At 71.2% G+C, this 26,197-nt stretch carries 27 protein-coding genes and 1 pseudogene; 19 read left to right on the forward strand and 9 right to left on the reverse strand.

Annotated features, from left to right (window positions below; translation table 11 throughout):
- Positions 1–2: 2 nt before the first annotated feature.
- Complete coding sequence (locus tag ACGFI8_RS41415) at positions 3–716, forward strand: helical backbone metal receptor (RefSeq protein WP_392813127.1); 714 nt, start codon at positions 3–5, stop codon at positions 714–716.
- On the opposite strand, the pseudogene ACGFI8_RS41420 reads toward ACGFI8_RS41415, so the two are convergent.
- From ACGFI8_RS41420 to ACGFI8_RS41430, 3 genes and pseudogenes are all read right to left on the reverse strand, one after another.
- Positions 681–947 (reverse strand): annotated as a pseudogene (locus tag ACGFI8_RS41420) (serine dehydratase beta chain); the annotation flags it as partial. The gene ACGFI8_RS41415 and the pseudogene ACGFI8_RS41420 overlap by 36 nt on opposite strands.
- The gene (locus ACGFI8_RS41425) at positions 947–3,604 is read right to left on the reverse strand and encodes a PQQ-binding-like beta-propeller repeat protein (protein ID WP_392813129.1); all 2,658 of its coding nucleotides are present in this window, start codon (positions 3,602–3,604) and stop codon (positions 947–949) included. The pseudogene ACGFI8_RS41420 and the gene ACGFI8_RS41425, both read right to left, overlap by 1 nt.
- A 51-nt stretch (positions 3,605–3,655) precedes the next feature.
- Positions 3,656–4,402, reverse strand: coding sequence for a FadR/GntR family transcriptional regulator (locus tag ACGFI8_RS41430; protein WP_392813130.1), 747 nt, complete (start codon positions 4,400–4,402; stop codon positions 3,656–3,658).
- Positions 4,403–4,612: 210 nt separating this feature from the next.
- Here ACGFI8_RS41430 and ACGFI8_RS41435 point away from each other — a divergent pair, with 210 nt between their 5' ends.
- Together ACGFI8_RS41435 and ACGFI8_RS41440 are read left to right on the forward strand one after the other, a co-directional pair.
- Positions 4,613–5,788 carry a mandelate racemase/muconate lactonizing enzyme family protein gene (locus ACGFI8_RS41435; RefSeq protein ID WP_392813131.1) on the forward strand — a complete coding sequence of 392 codons (1,176 nt, stop codon included), beginning with the start codon at positions 4,613–4,615 and terminating at the stop codon, positions 5,786–5,788.
- The gene (locus ACGFI8_RS41440; protein WP_392813132.1) at positions 5,785–7,398 is read left to right on the forward strand and encodes an amidohydrolase family protein; all 1,614 of its coding nucleotides are present in this window, start codon (positions 5,785–5,787) and stop codon (positions 7,396–7,398) included. Before ACGFI8_RS41435 ends, ACGFI8_RS41440 begins: the two co-directional genes overlap by 4 nt.
- A gap of 69 nt (positions 7,399–7,467) precedes the next feature.
- Here the strand turns inward: ACGFI8_RS41440 and ACGFI8_RS41445 are convergent, their stop codons facing one another.
- Positions 7,468–8,364 carry a dihydrodipicolinate synthase family protein gene (locus tag ACGFI8_RS41445; RefSeq protein WP_392813134.1) on the reverse strand — a complete coding sequence of 299 codons (897 nt, stop codon included), beginning with the start codon at positions 8,362–8,364 and terminating at the stop codon, positions 7,468–7,470.
- A 157-nt stretch (positions 8,365–8,521) separates the two neighbouring features.
- Between ACGFI8_RS41445 and ACGFI8_RS41450 the strand changes: the two genes are divergently transcribed.
- The 12 genes from ACGFI8_RS41450 to ACGFI8_RS41505 all read left to right on the forward strand — a co-directional run bounded on the left by ACGFI8_RS41450 (position 8,522) and on the right by ACGFI8_RS41505 (position 19,670).
- Positions 8,522–10,114 carry an ABC transporter substrate-binding protein gene (locus tag ACGFI8_RS41450; protein WP_392813135.1) on the forward strand — a complete coding sequence of 531 codons (1,593 nt, stop codon included), beginning with the start codon at positions 8,522–8,524 and terminating at the stop codon, positions 10,112–10,114.
- A 65-nt stretch (positions 10,115–10,179) separates the two neighbouring features.
- Entirely contained in the window at positions 10,180–11,124 is a 945-nt protein-coding gene (locus tag ACGFI8_RS41455) for an ABC transporter permease (protein ID WP_392813137.1), read from the forward strand.
- The gene (locus ACGFI8_RS41460) at positions 11,121–11,981 is read left to right on the forward strand and encodes an ABC transporter permease (protein ID WP_392813138.1); all 861 of its coding nucleotides are present in this window, start codon (positions 11,121–11,123) and stop codon (positions 11,979–11,981) included. Before ACGFI8_RS41455 ends, ACGFI8_RS41460 begins: the two co-directional genes overlap by 4 nt.
- A complete protein-coding gene (locus ACGFI8_RS41465) occupies positions 11,978–13,021 on the forward strand; it encodes an ABC transporter ATP-binding protein (protein WP_392813139.1) in 1,044 nt (347 codons plus the stop codon). Before ACGFI8_RS41460 ends, ACGFI8_RS41465 begins: the two co-directional genes overlap by 4 nt.
- Complete coding sequence (locus ACGFI8_RS41470) at positions 13,018–14,061, forward strand: ABC transporter ATP-binding protein (protein WP_392813140.1); 1,044 nt, start codon at positions 13,018–13,020, stop codon at positions 14,059–14,061. The genes ACGFI8_RS41465 and ACGFI8_RS41470 overlap by 4 nt, the downstream gene beginning before the upstream one ends.
- Positions 14,058–14,933: an NAD(P)-dependent oxidoreductase gene (locus tag ACGFI8_RS41475; RefSeq protein ID WP_392813141.1), complete on the forward strand. Its 876-nt coding sequence runs from the start codon at positions 14,058–14,060 to the stop codon at positions 14,931–14,933. Before ACGFI8_RS41470 ends, ACGFI8_RS41475 begins: the two co-directional genes overlap by 4 nt.
- A complete protein-coding gene (locus tag ACGFI8_RS41480; RefSeq protein ID WP_392813143.1) occupies positions 14,930–15,685 on the forward strand; it encodes a cysteine hydrolase family protein in 756 nt (251 codons plus the stop codon). Before ACGFI8_RS41475 ends, ACGFI8_RS41480 begins: the two co-directional genes overlap by 4 nt.
- Before the next feature lies 1 nt (position 15,686).
- Positions 15,687–16,454: an amidohydrolase family protein gene (locus ACGFI8_RS41485; RefSeq protein ID WP_392813145.1), complete on the forward strand. Its 768-nt coding sequence runs from the start codon at positions 15,687–15,689 to the stop codon at positions 16,452–16,454.
- Positions 16,445–17,380 (forward strand): Gfo/Idh/MocA family protein, encoded by a 936-nt coding sequence (locus tag ACGFI8_RS41490; RefSeq protein WP_392813146.1) that lies wholly within the window; start codon positions 16,445–16,447, stop codon positions 17,378–17,380. The genes ACGFI8_RS41485 and ACGFI8_RS41490 overlap by 10 nt, the downstream gene beginning before the upstream one ends.
- A gap of 65 nt (positions 17,381–17,445) precedes the next feature.
- Positions 17,446–17,730, forward strand: coding sequence for a hypothetical protein (locus ACGFI8_RS41495; RefSeq protein ID WP_392813148.1), 285 nt, complete (start codon positions 17,446–17,448; stop codon positions 17,728–17,730).
- 132 nt (positions 17,731–17,862) lie between these two features.
- Complete coding sequence (locus ACGFI8_RS41500; protein ID WP_392813150.1) at positions 17,863–18,405, forward strand: SigE family RNA polymerase sigma factor; 543 nt, start codon at positions 17,863–17,865, stop codon at positions 18,403–18,405.
- On the forward strand, positions 18,402–19,670 hold the full coding sequence (locus ACGFI8_RS41505) for a hypothetical protein (protein ID WP_392813151.1): 1,269 nt from the start codon (positions 18,402–18,404) through the stop codon (positions 19,668–19,670). The genes ACGFI8_RS41500 and ACGFI8_RS41505 overlap by 4 nt, the downstream gene beginning before the upstream one ends.
- Here ACGFI8_RS41505 and ACGFI8_RS41510 read toward each other — a convergent pair.
- On the reverse strand, positions 19,623–20,192 hold the full coding sequence (locus tag ACGFI8_RS41510; RefSeq protein ID WP_392813152.1) for an alpha/beta hydrolase: 570 nt from the start codon (positions 20,190–20,192) through the stop codon (positions 19,623–19,625). The two genes, ACGFI8_RS41505 and ACGFI8_RS41510, sit on opposite strands and share 48 nt — an antisense overlap.
- A gap of 193 nt (positions 20,193–20,385) precedes the next feature.
- Between ACGFI8_RS41510 and ACGFI8_RS41515 the strand changes: the two genes are divergently transcribed.
- Positions 20,386–21,249: a peptidylprolyl isomerase gene (locus ACGFI8_RS41515; protein WP_392813153.1), complete on the forward strand. Its 864-nt coding sequence runs from the start codon at positions 20,386–20,388 to the stop codon at positions 21,247–21,249.
- A gap of 15 nt (positions 21,250–21,264) precedes the next feature.
- On the opposite strand, the gene ACGFI8_RS41520 is transcribed toward ACGFI8_RS41515, so the two are convergent.
- From ACGFI8_RS41520 to ACGFI8_RS41530, 3 genes are all read right to left on the reverse strand, one after another.
- Complete coding sequence (locus tag ACGFI8_RS41520) at positions 21,265–22,101, reverse strand: hypothetical protein (protein ID WP_392813155.1); 837 nt, start codon at positions 22,099–22,101, stop codon at positions 21,265–21,267.
- Positions 22,102–22,127: 26 nt separating this feature from the next.
- Entirely contained in the window at positions 22,128–22,925 is a 798-nt protein-coding gene (locus ACGFI8_RS41525; RefSeq protein ID WP_392813156.1) for a hypothetical protein, read from the reverse strand.
- Between the two features lie 63 nt (positions 22,926–22,988).
- Complete coding sequence (locus ACGFI8_RS41530; protein ID WP_392813157.1) at positions 22,989–23,570, reverse strand: hypothetical protein; 582 nt, start codon at positions 23,568–23,570, stop codon at positions 22,989–22,991.
- 121 nt (positions 23,571–23,691) lie between these two features.
- Between ACGFI8_RS41530 and ACGFI8_RS41535 the strand changes: the two genes are divergently transcribed.
- From ACGFI8_RS41535 to ACGFI8_RS41545, 3 genes are all read left to right on the forward strand, one after another.
- On the forward strand, positions 23,692–24,102 hold the full coding sequence (locus ACGFI8_RS41535) for a VOC family protein (protein ID WP_392813158.1): 411 nt from the start codon (positions 23,692–23,694) through the stop codon (positions 24,100–24,102).
- 109 nt (positions 24,103–24,211) lie between these two features.
- Entirely contained in the window at positions 24,212–25,126 is a 915-nt protein-coding gene (locus tag ACGFI8_RS41540) for an aminoglycoside phosphotransferase family protein (RefSeq protein WP_392813160.1), read from the forward strand.
- Positions 25,127–25,215: 89 nt separating this feature from the next.
- Positions 25,216–25,824, forward strand: coding sequence for a hypothetical protein (locus ACGFI8_RS41545; protein WP_392813161.1), 609 nt, complete (start codon positions 25,216–25,218; stop codon positions 25,822–25,824).
- Positions 25,825–25,904: 80 nt separating this feature from the next.
- On the opposite strand, the gene ACGFI8_RS41550 is transcribed toward ACGFI8_RS41545, so the two are convergent.
- Complete coding sequence (locus tag ACGFI8_RS41550) at positions 25,905–26,105, reverse strand: winged helix-turn-helix transcriptional regulator (RefSeq protein ID WP_392813162.1); 201 nt, start codon at positions 26,103–26,105, stop codon at positions 25,905–25,907.
- Between the last annotated feature and the right edge of the window lie 92 nt (positions 26,106–26,197).

Raw genomic sequence — 26,197 nt, forward strand, 5'->3', positions numbered from 1 at the left:
TCATGCGGATTGTTTCGCTCGTGCCGTCGCTCACCGAGGCGGTTGTGCACACCGCTCCTGAAATGCTCGTCGGGGCGACCGACTGGTGCTCGCACCCGCCGGGTCTCGACGTGCCTAGGGTGGGCGGCAGCAAGTACCCTCGGATCGACGAGGTTCTCAGTCTTGAACCGGACCTCGTGCTGGTCAACGAGGAAGAGAACCGGCGCGCCGACGCCGATGCGCTGCGGGCCGCCGGTGTGCGGCTGCACGTGACCTTTCCCAGGACCGTCGACGGCGCGCTTGCCGAGCTGACCACGCTGGTGGAGGTCCTGGGGCGACCGGAGCCGGCCTGGCTGCGCACCGCGAAGGCGGCGTGGGCCGCGGTGCGGCGGCCGGACCGGCTGCGCACGGCGGCGATTCCGGTCTGGCGCAGGCCGTGGATCGTCGTCGGCGGTGACACGTTCGCGGGCGACGTCCTGCGCCGGCTCGGCGTCGTCAACGCCTTCGAGGCCGGCGGCGATCGCTATCCGCGGCCCAGCCTCGACGAGATCCGCGCCCGGGACCTCGATCTGGTCGTGCTTCCGGACGAGCCGTACCTGTTCACCCGCGACGACGGTCCGGAGGCGTTCCCCGGCGTGCCTGCCGCGCTGGTCTCCGGTCGGCATCTGACCTGGTACGGCCCGTCACTCGCGGAAGCCCCGGCGCTGCTGTCCGCGCAGCTCGCCGCCGCGAGTTGACTCAGCATTCGATGACGTTGACGGCGAGGCCACCGCGGGCGGTCTCCTTGTGCCGTGTCCGGTGGCACCGAGCGAGCCGAACAGCTCCGCCCGCACCCGGGCAACCCGGTCGGCCAGGCCGTCCTGCCGCAGGCCGAGCGCGAAGATGCGGGCGGCGCGCATGGGCCCGACCGTGTGTGACGACGACGGCCCGATGCCGATCGAGAACAGGTCGAAGACGCTGATCGCCATCATTCGCCTGCGTCGAGGCCCGGGGTCAGGATCCGCAGCTTCCCGTCGGCCGTGGCGAGCAGGATCTCGGCGAGCCCGTCGCCGTTGACGTCGGCCAGCACCGGATTGGTCACCGCGGCCGGGAATCGTTTCGTCCAGAGGACGTCGCCGTCGCGCAGGCAGAGCAGCCGGCCGTCGCGGGTGCCGACCAGGAACTCGTCGCGCCCGTCGCCGTCCACGTCGCCGGCCGCGACCGCGCGCTCAGGCATGGTGGGGCCGGTGTCCAGGCGCCAGCGTGCTTCGCCCGTGGCGGCGTCGAGCGCGACGAACTCGCCGTCGCGGGCGACCGCGCCGAGCAGCCACTGTCCTGCCTGCGCTGCGCGCGCCAGCGCGGAGCGGCCCGGGAAGTACCGCCACAACTCGGTGTTGACGCGCCACACGGTCTGTCCGGTGAGGTCGACCAGTTCCAGGCCGTGGATTCCGTCCGCGCGCAGCAGGGCGGCGGTGCCGCCATCCGGTGCGGGTATCGCGAGCGGGGTCGTGTACGCGGCGGTCCAGTCGTTCTCCGCCCGTATCCTGCCGGTTTCGTCGTACAGCCGCAGCCGGCCGTGGTCGTCGGCGGCGATCAGCCAGGCGTCCCCGCCCAGCGGTACGAGACCGGGGCGGCTCGGATGCCCGCCGTGCAGCGGGTCGCTCCACAGTGGACCACCGTCGTCGCCGATCGCGGTCAACGCGGCCGTGTGTACGCCGGTGTGCAGGTTGGCCAGCAGCCGGAAGGCGAGTCCGTAGGGCATCAGCGCCAGGGCGGGCGGTGCGGGCAGCGGGACGGTCGTCACCGTCGCGCGCGGCTCGCCCGGCTCGCGGTGCACGACCACCGCCAGGTGCTGATCGCCCGTCGCCGACACGACGAGCCGGTGGGTGCCGTTGTCGTCGCGATGCAGCGCCGGCAGGTTGCCCGGCACGCGCCAGGCGTCGTCGAGTCCGCCGTGCCCCGGTGTGCCACCGGTGACCTCGCCGCCGGCCAGGTCGGTCACCACCTGCGGGCCGCGGTCGCGCGTCCAGACCAGCGGCTGGCAGAACCGGCCGGCGGCGGTCACCGGCTCGCCGGCCGGGAGCAGGTCGGGTCCGCACCGGCTGACCAGGCCGTCCCCGGTGGACAGGATGAGTTCGCCGCCGTACCAGTCGGCCCGCGCGTAGCGTGGACCCGCCAGTGGCCGCAGCGTCCTTCCGCTCCAGACGTGGACGCCGTCGTCACGCCGGACGAGCAGGCCGGCCGCGCCCGAACCGTCACGCACCTCCACCGCGCTGCGCCGGTCGGCGTTGAAGTTGACGTGCTCGGGCAGCGCCGAGTCGGACGAGGTGACGAGCGCGGCGTCGGCCAGCGTCGCCAGCGTCTCCAGGGTCGTACCGTCGACGATCTCGAGCACCGTGCGGGCTCCCGGACGGCGTTCGGACTCGCGGCTCACCACGAGTTCGTAGCGCCCGTCGCCGTTGAGGTCGTGGCATCCCCAGAAGTACCGTCCCGGCAATGTGGCGGCCGCCCGCTCGGCCAGGCCGTCGCCGCCCGAGCCGCCCGGCAGGTCGAGGATCAGTGTCTGCCACCGGCCGTCCTGCCAGAGGCCGACGACGAGGTCGGGGCGCCCGGGCGCGCGCACGTCGGCGATCGACGTGATCTGCGGGCGCAGCTCGCGATGGTCTTCGGGCCAGTCCTTCTCCACGAACTGGCCCCACGCGCGGCCCAGGCCGGCGGACGAGTGCCCGGTCACCGACACGTACTCCTCGACCTGACAGCTCACCAGCGCGACGCCGAGGCGTCCGCTGTCGTCGAGCGGTACCGGCTGGAGCAGTCCGTAAGGGCGGGCGCACGGGTAGTCGCCGGGGTCGGGTCGATAGGTTGTGGCGAGCCGCACGGCACCGGTGTCCGCGTCGAGCACCGCCTGGTACAGCCGCCCGTCCTCGCGCCCCAGCACGAGGGCTTCGGTGTCCGCGCTGGCGTATCCGGTGCCGCACCGGCTGGACAGCAGGATCTCGGCCCGGCCCGTGCCGGTCACGTCCGCGACGACGACGGTGGGGCCGAACCCGGCGTCGTAGGTGTCCCCGAAGTCGACGTCCCAGACCACGCGCGGGTGTGCCGGGTCGGCGAACTCCATGCAGCGGCCGCGCGTCGAGTAGGTCGGGAAGCACACCCAGCGCAGCGATCCGGGGGAGCCGAACACCTTGGACGCGCCCGGCCCGGCGAGGTTGGCGCGCGCCTCGGTCGACCATTGCCACACCGGCTCGGCGGTGTCGAGGTCGAGGAGTACCACGGTGCGTTCGTCGGTCGTGATCAGCGTGTGCCAGCCTTCGGGCCGCCCGAACCGGCCGGCGTGCAGGACCCGGGTGACGCCGAGCGTGTCCGCGCGCCAGATCGGCGTGCCGTCCCAGCGGGTCACGGCGAGCGTGCTGCCCGCCTGGACGAGCAGTGCCTCCGCGCCCCGGGCATGGACGGTCCGCGCGAAGCGCACCTCCCCGCCGGTGTCGAGGTGACACAGTTCGACGGGTGTGCCGCGGAACCGGCCCGGCAGTTCGGTGCGGCCCAGGTTGCGCCCGTCCCCACGGGCGCTCCACCATTCCCCAGGGCCGGCAAGACCCGAGCCCGCCCGCACGTGGCCGGGGGTCGCGTTGTCCGAGCCGGCCACCGCCACCCCCAACGTTGTCTTAAGACAGAAGTTGCCGTCCTCAGACAGAGGTTAGGGAGCGGTGGCGCCGCTGTCCAGATCCCGGAAGTAGTGCCGGGCGCGCTCCAGGATCGCCCGCATGCACTGCTCGGCGAGCTGGGGGTCGCGCGCCTCCAAGGCCAGCAGCAGCGCCTGGTGCTGGGTGTTCGTCTCGGCGTGGGTCAGGCCGGCCGCCTCGGTGAGCTGCCCGCCGCGGTGCCGCTCGGCGGTGAGTGCCTCGGCGAGCGCGTCCAGGATCGCCTTGAAGAACCGGTTGCGCGAGGCGCGTGCGATCGCGTCGTGGAACGCCATGTCGAGCTCGACCCGGCGGGTCAGGTCGTCCTCGGCCTCGATGAGCTGCGTCATGATCTTGCGCAGCTCGGCGATCTCCTCGGCCGTCGCCCGGATGGCGGCGAGCCCGGCCGCCTTGGTCTCCATCGCCAGCCGCAGCTCGAGCAGCTCGTCGATGGCCTCCTGGTTGGCGTCGACCGCGAGCCGGAAGTAGTCCTCGACGGCGACCGGCCGCAGTCCGCTGACCGTGGCCCGCTTGCCCTGATGGGTCTTGACGATGCCCTGGTTGGTGAGCGTGCGCAGCGCGTCGCGCACCACTCGCTGGCTGACCCCGTAGCGGTCGGCGAGGTCGGACTCGGAGGGCAGGGGATCGCCGTCGGTCAACCCCTCGGTCTTGATGAGGTCCCGGATCTGATCCGCGATCTGCGCCCCGAGCGGTACCCGGGTATGCCGCCACTGCTCTTGCCGTGCCGACGACCCGATGGCCACGCCGGTCACCCCTTCCCACGTCGTCCGGCCCTGCCGGTCTGCTCGGCCGGTCTGCTCGCCGGTCTGCCTGGTTGATCACCCCGTCAGATCGGGCGCCTCGGGGAACAGCGTAGCGGCCACTGTAATGACAATGAAACGTGAGGTATGACCTAGGGCCGAACTGTGGTTTAGTTTGTCTGTCCGCCGGTGTGCGGAACAGAGGGAGGAACAATGCGTGTCACCGGTGTCCGTCAGTGGATCGCCGACTTCGGGTTCTACAACGCCATCTACCTGCGGATCGAGACCGACGAGGGCGTGGTGGGCGAGGCCGAGGTGGCGATGCGGCGGCGTACCAGGTCGGTGTCGGCCCTGATCGAGGAGCTGTCGGAATACCTGGTCGGACGCGACCCGACCCGGATCGAGCAACACGCCGAGCGCATGTACCGCGACGCGTTCCTCGGCGGCACCCTGCTCACGATCGGGATCAGCGCGATCGACCAGGCGCTGTGGGACCTCAACGGCCGCGCGCTGGGTGTCCCCGTGCACCGGCTGCTCGGCGGGAAGTTCCGCGACCGGGTGCCGGTCTACACGCATGCGAAGGCCGGCGGCTCGCCGGAGGCGATGGCTGCCGAGGTCAAGGACCGGGTGGATCGCGGCTTTCGTGCGGTGAAGACCACGTTGCCCGGCTTCTACGAGAAGGTGACCAGCGTCAAGCACGAGCGCCCGGCGCTCATCCCGGCCCGGCAGACCGAGACGGAGCTGCTGCCCACCTGGACGTTCGACCTGATCGCGGAGTACTTCGCGGCGACCCGGGAGGCGGTCGGCCCGGACATCCACCTGATGCTCGACTGCCACGGCCGGCTCAACGTGGCCAACGCCATCCGGCTGTGCGAGGCGCTCGCGCCGTACAACCTGACCTTCATCGAGGAGCCGGTGCCGGCCGACCGGGTCGACTCGATGCTCGAGGTGAGCCGCCGCTCGTCCACCCCGATCGCGGCCGGCGAGCGCTGGGGCAACCACCTCGCCTCGGCGCCGTTCATCGGCGCGCACTCGGTCGCCGTCGTGCAGCCCGACGTGGGGATCTGCGGAGGTATCACCGCGGCCCGCAAGATCGCCACGTGCGCGGAGGTCCACGGGCTGTCGATCGCGTTCCACAACCCGTTCGGGCCGTTGCAGAGCGCGGCCACCTGGCAACTCGCCGCGACGCTGCCCAACCTGCTGATCTCCGAGTCGATGATCACGCCGAGCCAGCTGCAGTACTGGGAGCGGTACACCGAGGACCCGCCCCGGGTGGAGAACGGCGAATGGGTGGTGACCGAGGCGCCCGGGCTCGGGCCGCGGCTGCGCGTCGAGGAGATCGTCAAGCACCCGTTCAAGCCCGAACTCGACCAGGGGGGAACCCGATGAGCGCGCCGTACCAGCTGATCATCCACTCCGGGCTGGTCGTCGACGGGTCGGGCAATCCCGGCTTCCAGGCGGCCGTCGGGGTCTGCGGCGACCGTGTGTACGTGTTGCGCGGCGACGTGTCGCACGTGCCCGCGGATCGCCGGATCGACGCCCGCGGCCAGGTGGTGGCGCCCGGCTTCATCGACGCGCACTCGCACTCGGACCTGGTGCTGATGGTCGACCCGATGCTCGAGATGAAGGTGCGCCAGGGGGTGACGACCGAGATCCTGGGCGTGGACGGTCTGTCCTATGCGCCCTTCGAGGACCCGGCCGACCTGATGCGGTTCGTCCGGCTCAACGCCGGTATCGCCGGTCAGCCGGACATCGACTATTCCTGGCGATCCGTGGCCGACCTGCTGGAGCGCTACGACGGCAGTACCGCGGTCAACGTCGGCGTCTTCGTCGGCAACACGCCGGCGCGGATCAGCGCGGTGGGCTGGTCGGGCGACCCCGCGGACGCGGCCGCGCTGGACCGGATGCGCGGCATCGTGCGCGACGCGATGCGCGACGGCGCGCTGGGCCTGTCGACGGGGCTGGACTACCCGCCGGGCGGCCACGCGGACACCGACGAGCTGGTGGCGCTCGCGCAGGAGGCGGCGCGCTTCGGCGGGATCTACCACACGCACGTCCGGTACGCGCTGGGCGACACCTACCTCGATCCCTTCAAGGAGGCGCTGGAGATCGGGCGGCGGGCCGGGCTCCCGGTCCAGCTGACGCACTTCTCGCGCTCGTCGCGGGCCTCCTACACGGGCGGCGCGCAGCGGATGCTCGACCTGGTGGACGACGCGCGCGCGGACGGGCTCGACGTCACGTTCGACACGTACCCGTACGAGTGGGGAGGCACGCGGCTGGTGCGGCTGCTGCCGGGCTGGCTGCAGTCGGACGGGCCGGAGCTGTTGCAGGAGCGGCTCACCGACCGGGCGCTGCGCGACCGGCTGCGCGCGGAGCTGCTCGACAGTGCCGCGGTGCGGCAGTACGTGGTGAGCCGGCCGTTCGCCGACGTCCGGCTGGGCAACCTGAGCGACGCCGCCCACCTGCGGTTCGAGGGCAGGAACCTCGCCGAGGTGGTCACCGAACTCGGTGGGGACCTCACCGAGACCCTGTGCGAGCTGGCGGCCGCCAACCCGGGCGCCACGTTCACCAGGCCCAGCCCGCACGCGATGACGCTGTGGAAGTTCGTCTGCCATCCGCTCGGCATGATCGCCAGCGACGCGGTGCTGATCGGCGCGTATCCGAGCCCCCGCGCGTACGGGTGCTTCGCGCGGGTCCTGGGCGACTTCGTCCGGGAGGAGCGGCTGCTGTCGCTGCCCGAGGCGATCCGCAAGATGACCTCGTTCCCGGCGCAGCGGCTCGGGCTGCCGGACCGCGGCCTGTTGCGCGACGGCATGAAGGCGGACCTGGTGGTCTTCGACCCGCAGGCCGTGCACGCGCCGGCCAGTTTCGAACGCCCGCGCGAGCTGGCGCAGGGGATGTCCTATGTCGTGGTCAACGGCCGGCTGGTGCTCGACGGAGGCGAGCTCACCGGCGCGACGCCGGGGCGTGCCCTGCGCGGCCCCGGCGCGACCCCCTGACCGCCAGGGGGCCGGCCCGCACCGCGACGGCTGGCCGCGCCGCCACGGGGCGGCGCGGCCACCCGGGGCTCAGCGCCCGGCGAGCAGGCCGGCCAGGGTCTCCCGCTGGGCGGCGGTCAGCGGCTGCAGCGGCGCGCGGCTGTAGCCGCCCCGCAGGCCCCGCATGTCCAGCATCTCCCGGTAGATCGCCAGGTCGCTGACCGGGCCGAGCGGCTGCCGCGTGTAGAGGTACTTGATCGGCAGGATGCGCGCCCACGCCTCCCGCGCGGCGGGCAGGTCCCCGCGCTGCACGGCGTCCCACATCGCGACCGCGTCCGGGGTGGCGACGTTGAGGATCCCGCTGACCCAGCCGTGCGCGCCGCCGGCCATGCCCTCCAGCGGGGCCATGAAGCTGCCGTAGAACGTGCGGAAGCCGTCGTCGGTGGCCGCCCGCACCTCGTGGACCTGGTGCACGGTCGGGAACGTGCTCTTCACCGCGTGCGCGGCACCCTCCTGGTACAGCATCGCGATGTCGGTGGCGGACAGCGGCTCGGTGCCGGAGTTGGCCGGATTGTTGTAGACCATCACCGGGATGCCGGCCGCCTGGCCGACCGCCCGGAAGTGGGCGAGCACCTCGTCGCGGTGCGGTCGCTGGTAGTACGGCAGGATCACGATCGCCCCGGACGCGCCCGCCTCGCCGGCCGCCCGGGTCAGCTCGACGGTCTCGGCGGTGCCGAACGCGCCCGTACCGGCGATCACCGGCACCCGGCCGGCGACCGCCTTCACCGCGACCTCGAAGAGCCGGCGGCGTTCCCGGCCGGACAGCGACACGAACTCGCCGCTCGTGCCGGCGACGACCACGCCGTGCGCACCCTGTCCGACCAGCCAGTCCAGGTGCGCGGCGGTGGCCTCCTCGTCGAGCCGACCGTGAGCGTCGAACATCGTCAGTGCGGCGGGGAAGATCCCGCTCCAGGTGGTGGGTTGCATGACCGTCCTCTCGGTGGCAGCGGGTTGGCGCGACCGGGTCGGCGCACCGACCCGGCGATGCGAACGGTAGCACCTATGACCTATGTCAAGGGACTTGACCGGCCCTACCTCTCGACCTAGTCTCTGCGCTTACAAGTGGCACTCCAAGGGAGGCGGGATGCGGCACACGACAGCGTTTGTCGCGGTGTTCGTGCTGGCCGGCGCGGCTGCACTGGCCGGCTGCGGCGGCTCCGAATCCGGCAGTGGCAACGCCGGCACCGAGATCACCATGTTGCAACCCGAGCCCAGCCAAGGGCTCGACCCCAATGTCGCCGCCGCCGATGCCTCGCGTATCCCGATGGCGATGATGTACGAGACGCTCACCGAGCGTGACGCCACCGGCAAGCTGGTCGGCGCGCTCGCGGAGAAGTGGGAGTCGTCCCCGGACAACACCACATACACGTTCACGCTGAAGGGCAACGCAGGCTTCAGCGACGGGTCCCCGGTCACGGCGGAGGACGTCAAGTTCTCCTTCGAGCGGATGAAGACCGGCGACGTGATGAAGGGTCTGCTGTCCACCCTGACCACGGTCGACGTGGTGGACACGAAGACGGTGAAGTTCACCCTGTCGGCGCCGTCGCGGATCTTCCCGGAGACGGTCAGCCGGCCGGGCAGCGCGGCGATCCTGTCGAAGAAGGCGGTCGAGGCGAAGGCGGACTACTTCACCTCGCCGACCGTGACCTCCGGGCCGTGGAAGCTCACGTCCTACATCCCGAAGGGCAGCGCGATCTTCGAGATCAACACGCACTACCCGACGCCGCCGAAGATCACCAAGATTCGGTACACGTTCTCGGAGGACCAGTCCGGGCACGCCGCCGCGATCGAGTCCGGCTCGGGCGACATCGCGAACATCGGCTACACCGACGCCGAGCGCCTCAAGAAGAGCGGCGGATCGCTGCAGGTGCTCCAGTCCGACACGCTCGCCCCGCTGTTCTGGGGCTGGGACCGCACCAAGGCCCCGTTCTCGGACAAGAGCGTGCGCCAGGCCGTCGCCTACGCGGTGGACCGGGAAGGACGGCAGACCGCGTGCTGGTCGGGCACCGGCGGGGTCACCTACGGCAACATCCTGCGCCCCTGGGACCCGAACTACATCGAGATCAACACGTACAAGACGGCGAGCCGCGCGGACGCCATCAGCAAGGCCAAGGCCCTGCTGGACGCCGCCGGCTGGAAGGAAGGCGCCGGTGGTGTCCGCACGGCCCAGGGCGTGCCAGGGGTCGCCGACGGAACGCCGTTCAAGGTCGACGTGCCCTACGAGTCCAACTGGCCGGCCGCCGGGTGTCACGTCCAGGTCCTGCAGCAGAACCTCAAGGACATCGGCATCGAGGTGACCCCGGACAAGTACGACCCGGCGGCGTACTGGGGCGACGTGGCCAAGGGCAAGTTCACCATGTACCACGGCGGAGCCGGCGCCGGCGGGGCGGCCGACCTGTACCAGAACTGGTTCCACTCCGGTGGTTCGCTCACCGCGCTGACCACCCACCTCGCCGACCCGGCGATCGACGCGAAGATCGATCGCGCCCTCGGCGCCGGCAGCACCGACGACGCCAAGACCATTTTCAAAGATCTTGAGCAGTGGCAGGCTGACGAACTACCGATGCTGGTCGTCGGCTACCAGTGGCCGCAGGTCGCGGTCAGCAAGCGGGTGAAGGACTTCACCGCGCCGCTGGACGACGACTCCTACAGCCTGGTGCGCGCCAGCGTCGGTTGATCGGTCTCGTGACGGATCGGTGGTGACCGGCGACGGCCACCACCGATCCCTGGGAGGAGGGGGCGATGCTCCGGTACGCGTTACGAAGGATGCTGCTCGCGGTTCCGCTGCTGTTCGGACTCTCCGTGCTCTCGTTCGTCTACGTCCGCCTGATTCCGGGCGACCCGATCACCGCGATGCTCGGTGTGAACAGCAACCCCACGGTGGTCGCCCAGCTGCGCGAGCGGTTCGGGCTGGACCGCCCGCTGCTGAGCCAGTACGGCGACTGGCTGGCCGGCATGGTGCACGGCGACCTCGGCGTCTCGTTCCGCTCGCAGATCCCGATCAGCACGATCATCGTGGATCGCATCCCGGCCACGCTGCAACTGGCCGGGGCCGGGCTGGTGGTGACGCTGCTGATCGCGATCCCGGCCGGTGTCGCCGCCGGAATGCGCCCCGGCTCCCGGCTCGACTCGATGATCACGTCCGCGACGCTGTTCGGGCTCGCGGTACCGGCCTTCTTCCTCGGCACGCTCCTCATGATGCTGCTCGCGCTGAAGCTGCACCTGGTGCCCTCGCAGGGCTACGTGCCCTTCGCCGACGACGCGGCGCAGAGCATGCGGCTGACCGTGCTGCCCGCGTTGACGCTGGGCCTCGCGATCAGCCCATACCTGGCCCGGCTGACCAGATCCGCAGTGGTCGAGGTCGCTCAGGAGCCGTTCGTCCCGTTCGCCCGCGCGAAGGGTCTCGCGCAAAGGAGAATCTCCATCGGATACGTGTTGCGCAACGCGCTGCCCTCGCTGGTCGCCGCGCTCGGGCTGACGATCGCCTCGCTGATGGCCGGCTCGATCGTGGTGGAGGCGCTGTTCAACTGGCCGGGCATGGGGCGGTTGGTGGTCGGCGCGGTGACCGAACGGGACTACGCGATGGTGCAGGCGCTCGTGCTCATCTACGGCGCCCTGTTCATCGTGGTCAACCTGGCCGGCGAGCTGGCACAGGGCCTGCTGGATCCCCGGGTCAGGCTGACATGAGCGCTCCGGCCGCCGTTCTCGTCTCGCAACCCCGGGTGCCGGTGCGCCGCCGTGCGTCACTGCTGACGATCGTCGGCGCCACGCTCGGTCTCCTGGTGCTCCTCACGATCGCGATCGGGCCGTGGCTGGTCGGCCAGGATCCGTACGCCATCGACATCGACCACCGCTTCGCCGGCCCGAGCGCGGCGCACTGGCTGGGCACCGACGAGCTGGGCCGCGACGTCGCCAGCCGGATCGCCTCCGGCGCGAGGGCGACCGCGTTGATCGCGCTCGGCGCGGTCGCCATCGGCTCGGCCATCGCGATCCCGCTCGGCGTGCTGACCGGATTCCTGGGCGGCTGGCTGGACTTGGTGGTGACCCGGGTGGTCGACCTGTTCTTCGCGATCCCCTCGCTGCTGGTGGCGATCGGCGTGGTCGGGCTCTTCGGCGCCTCGCTGACCACGACCGTCCTCGCGCTCGGGCTTTCCTACTGGCCGTTCTACACCCGGCTCATCCGCTCGGCCGTGGTGGGCATCCGGTCCCGGCCGTACGTCGACGCGGCCCGCGTGCTCGGCGCCTCCCGGCTGCGTGTGATCCGCACCGACATCCTGACCGGCCTGGTACCGCTGGTGCTGGTGCAGACCACCGTGCTGCTCGGGTTCGCCATCCTCGACGAGGCGGCCCTGGGCTTCCTCGGGCTGGGCGTGCAGCCGCCGCAGGCGTCGTGGGGCTCGCGGCTCGCGGAGAGCCGGGAGTTCATGCTGTCCCATCCCGAGCTGGCGCTGGTCGCCGGCGTGCCCATCGTGGTCGCGGTGTTCGCCATCAACCTCCTGTCCGACGCGCTGCGCGATCGGCTCGACGCGCGGAGAGTGTCGTGAGCGCCGCCGACGCCGCGGCCGTCCTCGAGGTCAGCGGCCTGACGGTGGAGTTCTCCCTGGGCGGCGACGTCGCACGCGCGGTCGACGGGGTGGACCTCGACGTACGGCCGGGCGAGATCGTCGGCATGGTCGGCGAATCCGGCAGCGGCAAGAGCGTGACGATGCTCGCGCTGCTGGGCCTCGTACCCCGGCCGGGCCGCATCGTCGCCGGCTCGGTGCGCCTGCGCGGCAGGGAACTGCGTGACGCCGGCAAGCGCGAGCTGGCGAGCCTGCGCGGCCGGCAGATGGCGCTGATCCCGTCGGACGCCGGGGCGGCGCTCAATCCGGTGGCCCGCATCGGCGCGCAGGTGGGGGAGGGGCTCTGCGCGCACCTGCCCGACCTGCCGCGTGCCGAACGGCGCGGCCGGATCCTCGACATCCTCGGCCGGGTCGGCCTGCCCCGCACCGAGGAGCAGGTGCGGCGCTACCCGCACGAGCTGTCCGGCGGGATGCAGCAGCGGGTCGCGGTCGCGATGGGCGTCCAGCTCGGGCCGGATCTGCTCATCGCCGACGAGCCGACCACCGCGCTGGACGTCACGATCCAGGCGCAGATCCTGCGGCTGCTGCTGGACGTGCGGGAGCAGTCGGGCACGAGCATCCTGTTCGTCACGCACGACATGACCACGGTCGCCGAGATCTGCGACCGGGTGCTCGTCATGTACGCCGGCCAGATCGTCGAGTCGGGTCGCGTCGTCGACGTGTGCACCGCGCCGGCCCACCCGTACACCCGGGCGCTGCTGGCCGCCGTGCCGCCCCTCGGCGGCGAGCCACCGCAGCGGCTCACCACGATTCCCGGTTCGCCACCGGATCCGCGCGCCTGGCCGGCCGGCTGCCGGTTCGCCGAGCGGTGCGCGCTGCGTGCCTCGATGGACAACCCGCAGGAGTGCACCGCGGTGGCGCCGCCGCTCGTGACGCTCGCCGACGGCCGGCGCAGCCGGTGCCACTTCAGCGGATCCGGGCAGTTCGGCGGGTCTGGTCAGGCCGCCGGGGAGGCATCATGACCGAAGCGCTGCTGTCCGTACGCGGACTGGTGAAGGACTTCCACGGGCGCGGCATCGGCGGCTCCCGGCAGGCGGTGCGGGCGGTCGACGACGTCTCCTTCGACGTGTTCCCCGGCGAGGCGCTGGGTCTCGTCGGGGAGAGCGGATCCGGCAAGACGACGATCGGCCGGCTCATCGTCCGGCTCGAGGAGCCGACCTCCGGCCGCGTGGAACTGCGCGGGCAGGACGTGCGCGGGCTCTCGGGCCGGCAGCTGCTGGCATACCGCCGCGATGTCCAGATGATCTTCCAGAACACCCAGGGTGCCTTCAATCCCCGCCGTACCGTGCGGTCGGTCCTCACCGACCCGTACCGGATCCACGGCCTCGCCTCGGGCCCCGAGCTCGACTCGCGCATCGCCAACCTCATGCGGCGCGTAGGGCTCAGCCCGGACATGCTCGACCGCTACCCGCAGCAGTTCAGCGGCGGGCAGCGACAGCGCATCGGCATCGCCCGGGCGCTCTCCCTCGAACCCGCCCTCGTGGTGGCCGACGAGCCCGTGTCCGCACTGGATGTCTCCGTGCAGGCGCAGGTGCTGAACCTCTTCGCCGACCTGCGCCGGGAGCTCGGCCTCTCGATGCTGTTCATCAGCCACGACCTGCGCGCCGTGTACTTCCTGTGCGAACGCATCGCCGTGCTGTACCTCGGCCGGCTGGTCGAGATCGGGCCACGGCGGACGTTGCTGGAGCACCCGGCGCACCCGTACACGCGGGCCCTGGTCGGGTCGATACCGGCATTCCGCCCCGGCGGCGGCTTCACCCGTGAAGTGATCCGGGGCGAGATCTCCGACTCCGGTCCGGTCACGACCGGCTGCCACTTCGCCCCGCGCTGCAAGCTGTGGCGTGAGCTGGGCCAGCCGTCGCGATGCACGCAGGAGCGGCCGCCGCTGCGGCCGGTCACCGGCGGCGGTGTTCTTGCCGCCTGCCACTTCGCGGACGTGCCGCCGGACGGCACGCCCGAGGTCGCCGACACCGTCGCGGGAAGAGCGGGAGGACCGGCATGAGGATCGGCTGGATCGGCACGGGCCTGATGGGCGCGCCGATGGCCGCCCGCCTGATCGAGGCAGGGCACCGGGTGAGCGTGCACAACCGGACCCGCGCCAAGGCGGAACCGTTGCTCGACCTGGGCGCCGGGTGGGCCGGCTCGATCGCCGAGGCGGCGCGGGACCAGGATGTGATCGTCACGATGCTGTCGTACCCCGCCGACGTGGCGGCGGCGTACCAGGATCCGGACGGGATCCTTGCCGCCGCCGCGGCCGGTACGGTCGCGATCGACATGTCCACCTCATCACCGGCGCTGGCCCGCCGCCTGGCCGAGCAGGCCGCCGCCGGGCCGATCGCCGCGCTCCTGGACGCCCCGGTGAGCGGGGGGCCGGCCGGGGCGCGCAACGGCACGCTGTCGATCTTCGTGGGCGGCGACGCCGGCGCGCTCGCGCGCGTGCGGCCCCTGTTCGAGGCGCTCGGCACGACCGTGGTGCACCACGGACCGGCCGGCAGCGGCCAGGCGGCCAAGCTCGTCAACCAGGTTCTGGTGGCCAACGTGACGCAGGGCGTCTGCGAGGCGTTCGCGGTGGCCGAGGCCGCCGAGCTGGATCCCCGGCAGGTGCTGGAATCCGTCCGGGTCGGGGTCGCCGGTTCGCCGTTGCTCGACTTCGCCTGGGCCCGCCTCGCCGCCGACGATCTGGAGCCCGGGTTCAAGGTGGCCCACCTCGCGAAGGATCTCCAGCTCGTCCTGGACGAGGTCGACGACGCTCGCGAACTGCCGGGAACGACCCAGGTGCACGCGCTGTGCCTCGCGGTCGCCGACGCGCTCGGCGGGGACCGCGGCACCCAGGCCCTCATCACGACGACCAGGCACAGTGGAGAGACCCGATGACGCCGACAACGATGCTGACCCTGTCCGGCCGGTACTACCGGCTCTTCCCATCCTTCGACAACCCGCTCGGGCACGCCGAGGAGCAACTGGAGCTGGACCCGGCGCGCACCGGGTTCCTCATCGTGGACGCGTACGGCAAGGGCTTCGACGACGACGGCGACGCGGGCGACGGCCGGACCGGCATCTACACGCCCGACCCGGTCATCAGGCAGATCGTCCGCGAGCACATCGTGCCGGCCCGCGACGCCGCCCGGCGGGCCGGCCTGCCGGTCGTCCACGTCACCAACCACCTCTCGCCCGGCCTCGCGGAGGGCACCGAGTGGCGCAACCTCTCGATGCGGACGTGCGACGTCGACGTGCTGCAGGCATGGCGGGAACCCAACGACGTCCTGGCCTACTCCAAGGTGGTCGAGCCCGGGCCCGGGGAGCCGCTGATCCGCAAGCAGATGTACAGCGGCTTCTACGAGACCACGCTGGACTCCACGCTGCGGGCCCGCGACATCGCCAACCTCGTGGTGGTCGGCTTCGACAGCCGGATCTGCCTGGGCAACACGGTCACCGAGGCGATGTACCGCGGGTACCGCGTCATCGTGCTGCGCGACTGCGTCCGCACCTTCGAGTACCCGGAGACCCGCGAGGGCGAACTCGCGAACCTGCTGGCGATCCGGTACATCGAGTCGAACGTCGGCTACACGGCCACCTCGGCGGAGTTCGTCGCGGCCTGCGCGCGCCTGGCGGCCGAACGTGCGTGAGGTGGGGATCGTCGACTGCCACGTCCACGTCGGGCTCGCCAAGTACCGGCCGGTCGAGGACTACCTGGACACCATGCGCGCCCACGGCGTCGACCGGGCGGTGCTCGTGCAGTACCTCGGCAACGCCGACAACGACTACCTGGAGCGCGTCGTCGGGGAGCACCCCGAGGCGTTCACCGGGATCGGGCTGGTCGACCCCGACGATCCGCAGGCACCACACCGGATCGACGAGCTGGCGCGGCGAGGAGTCCTCAACGGGGTCCGGCTGCCAGCACGGGTGCGCGGCGACGTCTGGAAGGCGATGGAGGCCAACGGCCTGACGGCGAGCGTCACCGGCCCCTTCCCCGACGTCGTCGACGACACCTTCCTCGACGTCGTGGACCGGCACCCGGGCGTCCACTTCAGGCTGGAACACCTCGGCTGGCTGCGGTTCTCCGACGACCCCGCCCCGTACAGCGGATTCCAGCGGTTCCTGCGCCTGGCGGAGCGGCCGAACACGTCGACATCGTGGTCGGGCTTCTTCCTCAACGCCGGCACCCCCTACCCCTACCCCGACGCCGAGCCGTACCTGCGGATGTCCCTCGCCGCCTTCGGCGCGGACCGTCTCATGTGGAGCGGCGACTGGAACCGGCCCGGCGGCACCGACGCCGACTACGCCGCCGCCATCGCGCACGTGGCCGACCACATGCCATTTCTCGGCCCGGCAGAGCGGGACCGGGTGCTCGGCCGTAGCGCGGCCACGATCCTCGGGAGGGACTCATGGGCGTAGGAATCCTCGGTCCGGGCGCGATCGGCGCCTGCCACGCGCGGGCGATCCGGGCGGCCGGCGGCCGGGTCGTGGCGGTGGCGGGCCCGAAACCCGAGGAGAACGCCGAGTTCGCGGCCGAACACGACATTGCACGCTCCTATGTGGACACCGACGAGCTGCTGGCCGACGCCGACGTGGACGCGGTCGTGGTGGCGGCGCCGAGCCCGGTGCACGCCGCCCTGACCGTCACCGCGCTGCGGGCCGGCAAGCATGTCCTGTGCGAGATCCCGGCGGGTGTCTCGCTGGCGGAGGCCGAGCTGATGGCCCGGGTCGCCGCGGAGACCGGCCGACACGTGGCGATGGGCCACACGCTGCGGTTCTGGGCGCCGCACCTGGAGGTGCGCGCCCGGGTGGAGCGCGGGGAGCTGCGGCTGCGCCACGTCATCGCGCGCTCGCTGCAGCTGCGGCAGAGCAACGTCGGCTGGACCGGGCGGGCCCGCGACTGGACCGACAGCGTGCTCTGGCACCACGGCGCGCACCTCGTGGACACGGCACTGTGGCTGCTCGACGCGACCGAGGCCACCGTCCACGGCGGCTGCGGACCGGCCTGGCCCGCCAGCGGCAGCACGATGGACGTCGGCGCCGTGCTCGTCACCCCGGCCGGCGACATGGCCACCCTGTCGCTGTCGTACCACTCCCGCGAACCGGTCAGCGACTACGTGCTGATCGCGGAGGACCAGACGCTGCACATCAACGGCGGCCGCCTCTACGGGCACGACGGAGTCATCATCGACTCGCCCGGAGTGGCCGCCACCCAGGACGCGGCGATCGAGGCGCAGGACGCTGATTTCCTCGCCGCCGTTTCCGAGGGTCGCGCTCCGCGCTGCACGGTGGCAGACGTGCTGCCGGCGATGCGGGTGCTCGACGCCTTGGAGCACGCCTCATAAACCGACGGCACGTCTCGGTCAAGGATCTGTTCCTCTGGGACATCGCCGACGTCGACGGCGACGGCGTGGAGGACTGGCTGGTCTCCCCGACGCGGGATCCCGGTGAGCCGGACGTGCCCGGCTACTACTTCCCGAAGTGGCAGACCAACATGTACCACTGGACGGAGTCGACGGCGACGCTGACGAACTTCCGCAACGAGACCGGCTACATCCCCTACTTCCAGCAGACGTTCGAGCGGGCCACCGCCACCTCCAGCGACGGATACCTGACGCCCGCGCAGACGTACATGGACGGCAGCCAGCTCAAGCTCATGATGATCAACAGCTCCGGTACCGTCTCGGCGCGCTGAGCCGACCGTTCCCCGCCCGTCCCGGGCGGGGAACGGCACGCGCCGGTGCGGGCACCCGCCTCCGAAGGATCCGCGCCGGGCGTGTAAACCGGGCGCGGGGCCGGTGTGCACCTATCCGGCGAGGAGGTGTGCATGCCGAGCGATACGTTCGGGGACCAGCAGCAGTTCAGCGAGTACTTCGCGGCGCGGCGGGATGTGGTACGCCGGACCGCATACCTGTTGTGCGGGGACTGGCACTGGGCCGACGACCTGACACAGGCCGCGTTCATGCGGCTGGCGGTGAGCTGGCGCAAGGTGAGGGATCACGGCGCGCTGGATGCGTTCGTACGGACGTGTCTCATGCGGGCGTACCTGTCCGAGGCGCGCCGGGCGTGGCGGCGCCGGGAGTTTTCGCACGCCGAGGTGCCGGACACGCGGGCCGGGCCGGATGCGATGGAGCAGTCGGCGGCGCGAACGGCGTTCACGGCGGCGCTGGGGAAGCTGCCGCCCCGGCAGCGGGCGGTGCTCGTGTGTCGCTACTACCACGACCTCGACGTGGCGGCGACAGCCGACGCGATGGGGTGTTCGGAGGGGACGGTGAAGAGCCACGCGGCGCGTGGACTCGCCCGGTTGAAGGAGCTGCTCGGCGAGGAACTGGAGCAGCGGCCGGCGACGATGGTGGAGGGGTGCTCGTGACTTCCTTGCGTGAACGATTCGACGAGGTCGCGGCGAGCCCGGCGCCGCCGAGCCGGCTCAGCGGCGACGAGGTGTACGTGACGGCGTGGCGACGGCGGCGGGTCCGCAACCGGCTGTCCGCGGTGGTCGGCGGCTGCGCGGCGGTGGTCGTGGCGGCGGTGGCGGTGCTCGTCACGGCCGGCGGGCCGGACCGCGCCACACCCGCGCCGCCGGGCCCTTCGGCCCTGCCGACGGCGACCGCGAACGGCCGGCTCTACAGCGACGGCATGGTGCAGGATGCCGGGGCGACGGACCTCAACCACCTGTACGCGGTCCAAATCCAGTGTGCCTCCGAGGACTACGCCTCGTGCACGAACGTGCTGTACGGCTCCGACGACGGTGGCAACACCTGGACGGAGCGGATGCGCGGCATCCCTGACATGCTCGAAGTGCCGGCGCCCGGCATGATCGGCGCCCTGTTCCCCACCGGCTTCAGATCCTCCGCGTGGCGGTTCAGTACCGACGGCGGCCGGAACTGGCAGGACCTGAAGTCCTCGCCGGGCACGACGCCGGCGGTACCGACCGGCGGCTGGGCGACATGCCCCGAGGACGACAGCCAGGGCATGTCGCAGTGCGCCGTGTACGGGGTCGACGTCAAGACCGGCGCGGAGAAGAAGCTGGCGAACCAGCCGCCGACAATCACCCCGACCGGCCTCAACAAGGTGCCGACCGGCGCCGGACTGTGGGTCTCCGGGTTTGTCCCGCAGGCCTACCGCGTCGGGGTCTCCGTCAGCCGCGACGACGGCCGGACGTGGTCGACGCACGTGTTCGGCCAGGACGAAGCGGACTACCCGCAGGATATCAACAACCAGTCCGTCGGCGTCGCCACCGTCGACGGCACGACCGCGTACGCCGTCGTCTCGATCGTCACCAACAACGGACCGAGCCGGCTGCTGGTCTACCGCACCACCGACGGCGGGCAGACCTGGCAGCGGGCCGACCCCGGGCACACGCTGCCATGGGTACAGCACGGCGCGGACTCGTTCGTCGCCGCCGACGGCACCCACGTCGTGCAGACGGTGGTCGACAACCCGGCCGAGTGGTACGCCGGCACCACCGGCGCCTACACCAAGCCGGCGCCGGTGACCGGACTCGCGGGCATCGACGACATGGTGCGGCCGGTCAGAAACAACACCCCCGGCGCATACATCTTCTGCGACCGGACGGCGGTGTACGTCTCACCGGACGGGCTGCACTGGACCAGACACCCGGTGAAGCCGTCCTGAACGGGTGGCGGGGCGGATCCAAGGATCCGCCCCGCCACCAGCCTGGATGACCCGTGAGTGATCACTCCGACAACACTTGGAGTGCCCATGTGAGTTGCCGCCTGGAGGTGATGTCGAGCTTCCGGAAGATCTTGTGAACACCGGCAGGGTGGCCCGCAGCGCCGACAGCGGTAGCGGCAGCACACCCTTGATCTGGGCGGCGTCGATCGCCACCGCGGCCGCGGCGAGGTCTTGGCCGAGCAGCTTCTGGGCGATCATGCCGCCGAACGAGTGGCCCACCAGAATCGGCTTCGTGTCCAGGTCCTGGATGACCTTCGCGTAGTGCGCGACGACGTCGTCGATGCCGTGGTCGGCGATGCTCTCCGGGTTGGCGCGCGCCTCCGCGACCGTGTCCGGGTCACCTGGCCAGCCGGGCGCCGAAGCCGCGTAGCCGGCCTGCTCGAACAGCGCGATCCACGAGTTCCACGACGTGGCGTGCAGCCATAGCCCGTGGATGAAGATGACGGGGGTATGCATGGTCATGGTCGCCCTCCTGATGGGCCCGGCGCCGATCGCGCCGCCGGCCGCACACCAGGGCATCACGCCGGCGGCACCCTTCGAACCCTGGAAAGTCCCCAGTCCCGACGCCATGGGCGCGAGGGCTGCCGGCCTGGGGTTCGTGCTCGTCCCGTTGCGGGCCCCCCACGGGGCCGGCCTGGGCCCGTACGATGCCACTATGATCCGGCGCCTCCTTCTGGTCGGCCTGCTGGCTGGCGCACTGGCCGCCTGCGACGCCTCGGCGCCGGTGCGTGCCGGCCGGCTCTCCCCGGCACCCACACCGGCGCCGACGACCGTCAACTGCCACTGGAGCCTGCTCGACCTGGACACCGTCCAGCGTTACCACCTCGTCGACGCCGGCTACCCGCCGCTGGACGTACCACGCAACCGCACCGCCGTGATGACCATCGACACCGACCTCGGCGTCATCGAGATCGATATGGACGCCCGTCGCACCCCCTGCGCGGTCGCCAGCTTCGCCCACCTGGCCGGCCGGGGCTTCTTCGACGGCACGGCCTGCCACCGCCTCACCCGCGGCGGGCTGTCCGTCCTGCAGTGCGGCGACCCGAGCGGGAACGGCACCGGCGGCCCCACGTACCGCTACGCCGAGGAGGACACCGCCTCCCTGTACCCGGGCGGCTCCCCGCCGCCGTCACCCACCGGGCCGCCCTCCGTGCCAACGCTCTTCTGCGTCCCCGACGACTCCGCCAACGCGCAGAACGACGTCGTTTGCGGGCCGGGCCAGCGGCTCTCCCCGGCACCGCACGAGCCGCGGGAGGACACGACGGTCATCTACCGCCGCGGCACGGTCGGCGTCGCCCGTACCTCTGAGCCGGGCACCAGCGGTAGCCAGTTCTTCGTCTCGTACGCCGACAACCGCCTCGACGCCGACTACACCCCGCTCGGCACCGTCACCCGCGGCCTGGACGTCATCGACACCGTCGCGCGCGGCGGGCTCACCCCGTCGTCTTCGGACAGCCCGGACGAGGGCACCCCGAACACCCGCCTCGTCCTGCGGCGGGTGACGGTCGTCTATCGCTGAGCGTCCGCAGCGCGCTCAGGTGAAGTCCGCGGCATGGCGCGCCGTGTCGTTGAGGTCGCCCTGCAGCGCGTTGTCGATCTCGGCGAACAGGTCCTCCGGCAGGCCGATGTGGTGCCGTCGCGCCAGCTCCGTCCAGTAGCCGCGCCCGCATTGCCAGGCCACGCGCAGGGCCTGACGAACCGCTTCGGGGTCGGCCGGTGCAGTCGTACGACGAAGTTCCAGCACGACGTCGTCCGGCAGCTCCACCTCCGCCTGACGCGACGGAGTGAGCCAGTGCTGGGTCCGGTCGAGGACCAGGCGCGCCATCCACAGCAAGTGTCGGTGCGCATGTCCCATCGCGTCCCATGCGCGCAGGGTCTCGCCTCGGCTCGCCACGTGGTGGGCCAGCAGCAGCCAGTTGGCGAAGCGGCCGCACAGGGTCTCCGCTTCGTGCCCGCCGTCTGGCAGCGGGGCGCGGTATGGCAGGGACTCCAGGGCCTGTCGCAACCGTGCGCGGCGATCGAGCACGATCATCTGATTGGTGGCCGCGTTGCGGGCGGGCCAGCTCCGCACCGATGGGATGTCCTGCGTGGTGGCGAAATGGAACTCGCCGCGCACCAGCCCAGGGAAGACCACAACGTCGGTACCGAACTCGTTGCGTACAAGATGGAGAATCGGCGCGACCTGCGCGCACCATGCCCGGGGGTCGACCTGCCCTCGCCACTGCGACTCGAAGAACAGCCAGAATTCCACATCGCTGTAGGCATCGGCTTCGCCGGCGGCGAACGAGCCGTACATCAATGCCGCGTCGAGCCGGTCGTCGGCAGCGCAGACCTCTCGGACCCGCGCGATCAATCGTTCCTGGGCCAGCACCCGGCAAACCTATACTCGCACGATGTTCAGGCTCGTGTCCGCCCTCCCCGCACGGCGGCGTTGAGCCGGGCATAGCCATCTGGTGTACCGATGGCGGGTCGTTCTTCGGGGTGTTGCAGGTAGAAGCGGATCGCGGCGGCAGCGAACTGAGGGCGAATCCGAACGTAGCCGACCGAGAACGTCAGCCGGGGCGAGCCGGAGCGGGGGCGACGCCGGCGTAGCAGTTCCGGCCGCTCCTGGTGCACCGTGACAGTGAACCGGCTGACAGTCACGGCCGAGTCTGGGCACAGCGCCTGCCAGGGGATGAACCGGTCGAATGCAAGGTTGGCGTACTGGACCCCGGCCGGGGTCAGGCGCAGGTACGGCCGGCCGGTCAGACCGGCGACGATGACGACGGTCGCGTAGACCAGGACGAAGACCGCCATAACGGCCAGGAAGGCGACGCTCGCCCAGTCGGATGCGCCGACCGGTCGGGGCATTTCAGGGTCGGTGATGATGACCGCGAAGGCCCCGATGCACAACGGCCATCCCGCAGCGAAGTAGCTGAACTGCACCGCCGGGGGCGCCTGAAACGCCGTCTCGTCGTCGACCGTGAATGCTGCCGGGAACCGGCGATGCCCAAGCCCGGCCCGCACGAGCGCCAGAAGCCAGGCACCAACCAGCACTACCAATACGGCTACCAGCCGGACAGACCCGACCAACACCGGCACGGCTGGTGCCAGCACCCCGATACCCATCGCACCCAGGATCAGCGTCTTCCGGGCACCGGCCCTCGGCCGTCCGCCGAAGCCGGCACGCTCATACCGGGGCGACGCATCGGGCATGATCGAGACCGTAGCACTCCGGGCCGCCCGCTTCTGCGACCTGACCTGTTCAGGCGCGGCGGCTCACTCGGGCCACAGCTGCCTGCTGCGAGAGGCGGCCTCCACAACCAGTCCCGCGTCGATCTCTACGCGCGATTCGTCGATACCAACGGCTGGCCACTGGCAGACGAAGAGCAGCGGCCCTCTGGGAGGCAACGGCCATACCCAGTATCGCATGTCGTAGTTTCGGCCACCCCCGCCACCGCTACCGGCAAGCAGGATCGGCCCGACCGGCTCCGACTCACCTGAGGCGAACGGATGCCAGCCCAGGTTGGACACGACGCTGCCGTCCGCGAACTGCAGACCGAAACGGAGGAACTGCGGTGGCACAGCCTCTCCGGGCTGTCGAAAGTGCAGCAGTCTTGGTTCGAGCAGGCGATGCTGCCGGTCCTCTTGGCGCAACATGACGCTGAGCGTGAACTCGAACCCGGTGCGGAAGGCCCGCAATCCGTTGATCGACACTGCCGCGTCGTCGGTGTGAGCCACCAGGAGCTCCACCGCCACCGCACCAGGCAGCTCCGCTTCTGGTTTCGCCCACACCGGCTGCGGCGGTGGCGGCGCCTCGGGTTCGGATGGTTCTGGTGGCAACTGGTCGAAGAATCCCATGCATCGACCCTGGCACGCCGCCACCGGCGGTCTCAAGCATATGGGACGAGACGACCCACTCGGCGTGATCCGGCGGGCCCCTGGGCGCCCCTCCGCGGCCGCCGCGGGGGAAGCTTGCCGTATGACGACCGTGACCGTCCACCACGTGGCGCTCAGCGCCGCTGACCTGTCCCGCAGCGGCGCGTTCTACGACGTGCTGCTCGGCGAGCTCGGCTACCGGCGCGAGCACACCTCCGACGAGCTGCTGGTGTGGGCCGGACCCGGCCCGGAGATCCTCGTCTACCCGGTCGAGGGCGACGACGCGACACCGCACACGCACGGGCGGCCCGGACTGCAGCACCTCGCCCTGCGCGTGGACGCCACGGCCGTCGTCGATGCCGTGGACCGGGCCGTCGGTGCCGCCGGTGGCGCGATCGTCCACCCGCCCCGGCGGTATCCCGAGTATCCGTTCCCCGGGTACTACGCCGTGTTCTGCGCCGACCCCGACGGGTCCCGCATCGAGATCCTGTACCACACCGAACCAACCGGCTGACGCGCACACGAGAGGCGCCTTCTTGTATCCCCGGTGCCGCCGGGACGCAGTTGACGACGATCCGCTGCCGGGTGAACAGGCGGCGCTGCATCGACTATCGTTGCTCAGCGTGACCCACGTCGAGATCGAGATCACCGCGGAACTGGTCCGGGATCTGGTACGCGAACAGCACCCCGACCTCGCCGATCGCCCGGTTCGGCTAGGCGCGCGTGGATGGGACAACCAACTGTGGCGGCTCGGTGACGACTTGGCCGTCCGGCTTCCCTGGGCGACCGGGTCCGCGGACGCGCTGCTGCGCAAGGAGTACTCCTGGCTGCCCACGCTTGCCCCGCGCCTTCCGCTGCCGATCCCCGTCCCGCAGCGATTCGGCGAGCCCTCCGAACGGTTCCCTCGGCCCTGGATCATCACCACCTGGGTTCCGGGCACACCCGCCGACCGGATCCCCGTCACGCGAGCCTCCGACGCGGCCGAATCCTTGGCCACGTTCCTGACGGCTCTTCACCAACCCGCCCCCAGCGGCGCGCCCGCAGGCCGGGACCGCGGCGGGCCACTGGCCGACCGGGCCGAGGCATTCGCCAGGGGGCTCGCCTCCGCCACCGAGCGGGGGCTGATCAACGACCCGGACGCCGTCCGCGCCGTCTGGCACGACGCGGTCACCGCGCCTCAATGGACGGGCCCGGCGCTATGGCTCCACGCAGACCTGCACCCGGCCAACGTTCTCACCGCCGACGGCACCTTCTGCGGCGTGGTCGACTTCGGCGACCTCTGCGCAGGCGACCCGGCATGTGACCTCGCCGCCGTGTGGCAACTGCTACCGGACGACACCACCGACCACTTCTACGCGGCCTACCAGCCGACCCCGGACACCGCCACCATGCGCCGCGCCCGAGGCTGGGCGATGGCACGCGCTCTTGGCGGCATTCTCATCGGCGACGCCGGCGTCCACGGCCTCCCAGGCGGCCAGCCCACCTGGGGCCCACCTGCCCACGCCGCCCTGCAACGCCTCATCGCCACAATCCGCTGACCCGGCGATCGATCCCATGCTGACCGGACCGGCCGCGACCCGGACAGGGCCATGATGCTGCGTTGACGACGTGAAGCATCGTCTGCATAGTGATGTCGACCTGGCCGGGGCTCATCGTGCAGCGCGGGGGAAATGTGTTCGACAAGGAGCTGTTTTCGGAACGGCTTGCGGCGCAGCGCGAGCGCAACGCGGCGCGACCCAGGTGGCAGAAACTCCTCATCGTGCTGGTGCCGTTCGTACTCGGCGTTGCGTGCTACGCCAACCTCCGCGTGGACGACAACGCGTCCTCGTCGCCGAAGCCCGCTGCGGTGCACTCGGCCTGCGGGTACGTCGACGAGCGTGGCCTCGCGGCGTTGTTCGACGCGCCGGCCCCGACACTCGTGGAACAGCCGCGGGTGCAGACCGGCGGCGTCACGATGTACAGCTGCCTGATCCAATCCGATCCGGCATTGCGGCTGCGGCTGGACCTCGGTGTCCACCGAGGGACCGTCGGACCCCACGATCCGCTCCTCGTCATGGCATTGGGCAATCTGGTCGAGTACTCCGTTGACGGCACAGATGGAGTGCTGAGCGCGGCGAAGCGGTCGAACGGCACGATGTACAGCATCCGCCTGAGCGGGTCATCCGGCACACCGGCAGAACCGTTGACCCAGGAACGACTCCAGGCACTGGCAATGTCCATCACCAGCAAGCTGTAGGGCCCGGCGGCCCGGTAGCTGTCGTCTCTCACCTTGGTCCTACGCACGGTGTCATCGGCACGAGCGCGCACCCAACCGGATCAGCGTGATGTGATCGAGTCATATGCCGTGCGGGCGGCGTCGATGTCGCCGATGTGCCGCTCGGCCCATTCGGTCACCACCGCCATTACCGGGAGCAGGCTCTCGCCGAGCGGCGTGAGCCGGTACTCGACGCGAGGCGGCACCGAACCGGTTACCGACCGCGTCACCAAGCCGTCGCGTTCCAGCCCGCGCGGGACCACCCCCGGACCGCATCTTCGCCGCCGTGCCACTAACCGGATCCTTGTCACTCGAGGCATGCGACCTCGTGTCGCACCTTGTCATGGCGGGCGGC

This window comes from Dactylosporangium sp. NPDC048998 (assembly GCF_043197855.1).
Taxonomy (GTDB): Bacteria; Actinomycetota; Actinomycetes; order Mycobacteriales; family Micromonosporaceae; genus Dactylosporangium.

What these genes read in the sequence shown, in the direction of transcription:
- ACGFI8_RS41455 (WP_392813137.1), top strand. Translation starts at nt 10,180, where the DNA reads ATGCTCCGGTACGCGTTACGAAGGATGCTGCTCGCGGTTCCGCTGCTG.
- ACGFI8_RS41460 (WP_392813138.1), top strand. Translation starts at nt 11,121, where the DNA reads ATGAGCGCTCCGGCCGCCGTTCTCGTCTCGCAACCCCGGGTGCCGGTG.
- ACGFI8_RS41515 (WP_392813153.1), top strand. Translation starts at nt 20,386, where the DNA reads ATGATCCGGCGCCTCCTTCTGGTCGGCCTGCTGGCTGGCGCACTGGCC.
- ACGFI8_RS41440 (WP_392813132.1), top strand. Translation starts at nt 5,785, where the DNA reads ATGAGCGCGCCGTACCAGCTGATCATCCACTCCGGGCTGGTCGTCGAC.
- ACGFI8_RS41510 (WP_392813152.1), bottom strand. Translation starts at nt 20,192, where the DNA reads ATGACCATGCATACCCCCGTCATCTTCATCCACGGGCTATGGCTGCAC.
- ACGFI8_RS41470 (WP_392813140.1), top strand. Translation starts at nt 13,018, where the DNA reads ATGACCGAAGCGCTGCTGTCCGTACGCGGACTGGTGAAGGACTTCCAC.
- ACGFI8_RS41500 (WP_392813150.1), top strand. Translation starts at nt 17,863, where the DNA reads ATGCCGAGCGATACGTTCGGGGACCAGCAGCAGTTCAGCGAGTACTTC.
- ACGFI8_RS41415 (WP_392813127.1), top strand. Translation starts at nt 3, where the DNA reads ATGCGGATTGTTTCGCTCGTGCCGTCGCTCACCGAGGCGGTTGTGCAC.
- ACGFI8_RS41450 (WP_392813135.1), top strand. Translation starts at nt 8,522, where the DNA reads ATGCGGCACACGACAGCGTTTGTCGCGGTGTTCGTGCTGGCCGGCGCG.
- ACGFI8_RS41535 (WP_392813158.1), top strand. Translation starts at nt 23,692, where the DNA reads ATGACGACCGTGACCGTCCACCACGTGGCGCTCAGCGCCGCTGACCTG.
- ACGFI8_RS41490 (WP_392813146.1), top strand. Translation starts at nt 16,445, where the DNA reads ATGGGCGTAGGAATCCTCGGTCCGGGCGCGATCGGCGCCTGCCACGCG.
- ACGFI8_RS41530 (WP_392813157.1), bottom strand. Translation starts at nt 23,570, where the DNA reads ATGGGATTCTTCGACCAGTTGCCACCAGAACCATCCGAACCCGAGGCG.
- ACGFI8_RS41445 (WP_392813134.1), bottom strand. Translation starts at nt 8,364, where the DNA reads ATGCAACCCACCACCTGGAGCGGGATCTTCCCCGCCGCACTGACGATG.
- ACGFI8_RS41435 (WP_392813131.1), top strand. Translation starts at nt 4,613, where the DNA reads ATGCGTGTCACCGGTGTCCGTCAGTGGATCGCCGACTTCGGGTTCTAC.
- ACGFI8_RS41480 (WP_392813143.1), top strand. Translation starts at nt 14,930, where the DNA reads ATGACGCCGACAACGATGCTGACCCTGTCCGGCCGGTACTACCGGCTC.
- ACGFI8_RS41525 (WP_392813156.1), bottom strand. Translation starts at nt 22,925, where the DNA reads ATGCCCGATGCGTCGCCCCGGTATGAGCGTGCCGGCTTCGGCGGACGG.
- ACGFI8_RS41475 (WP_392813141.1), top strand. Translation starts at nt 14,058, where the DNA reads ATGAGGATCGGCTGGATCGGCACGGGCCTGATGGGCGCGCCGATGGCC.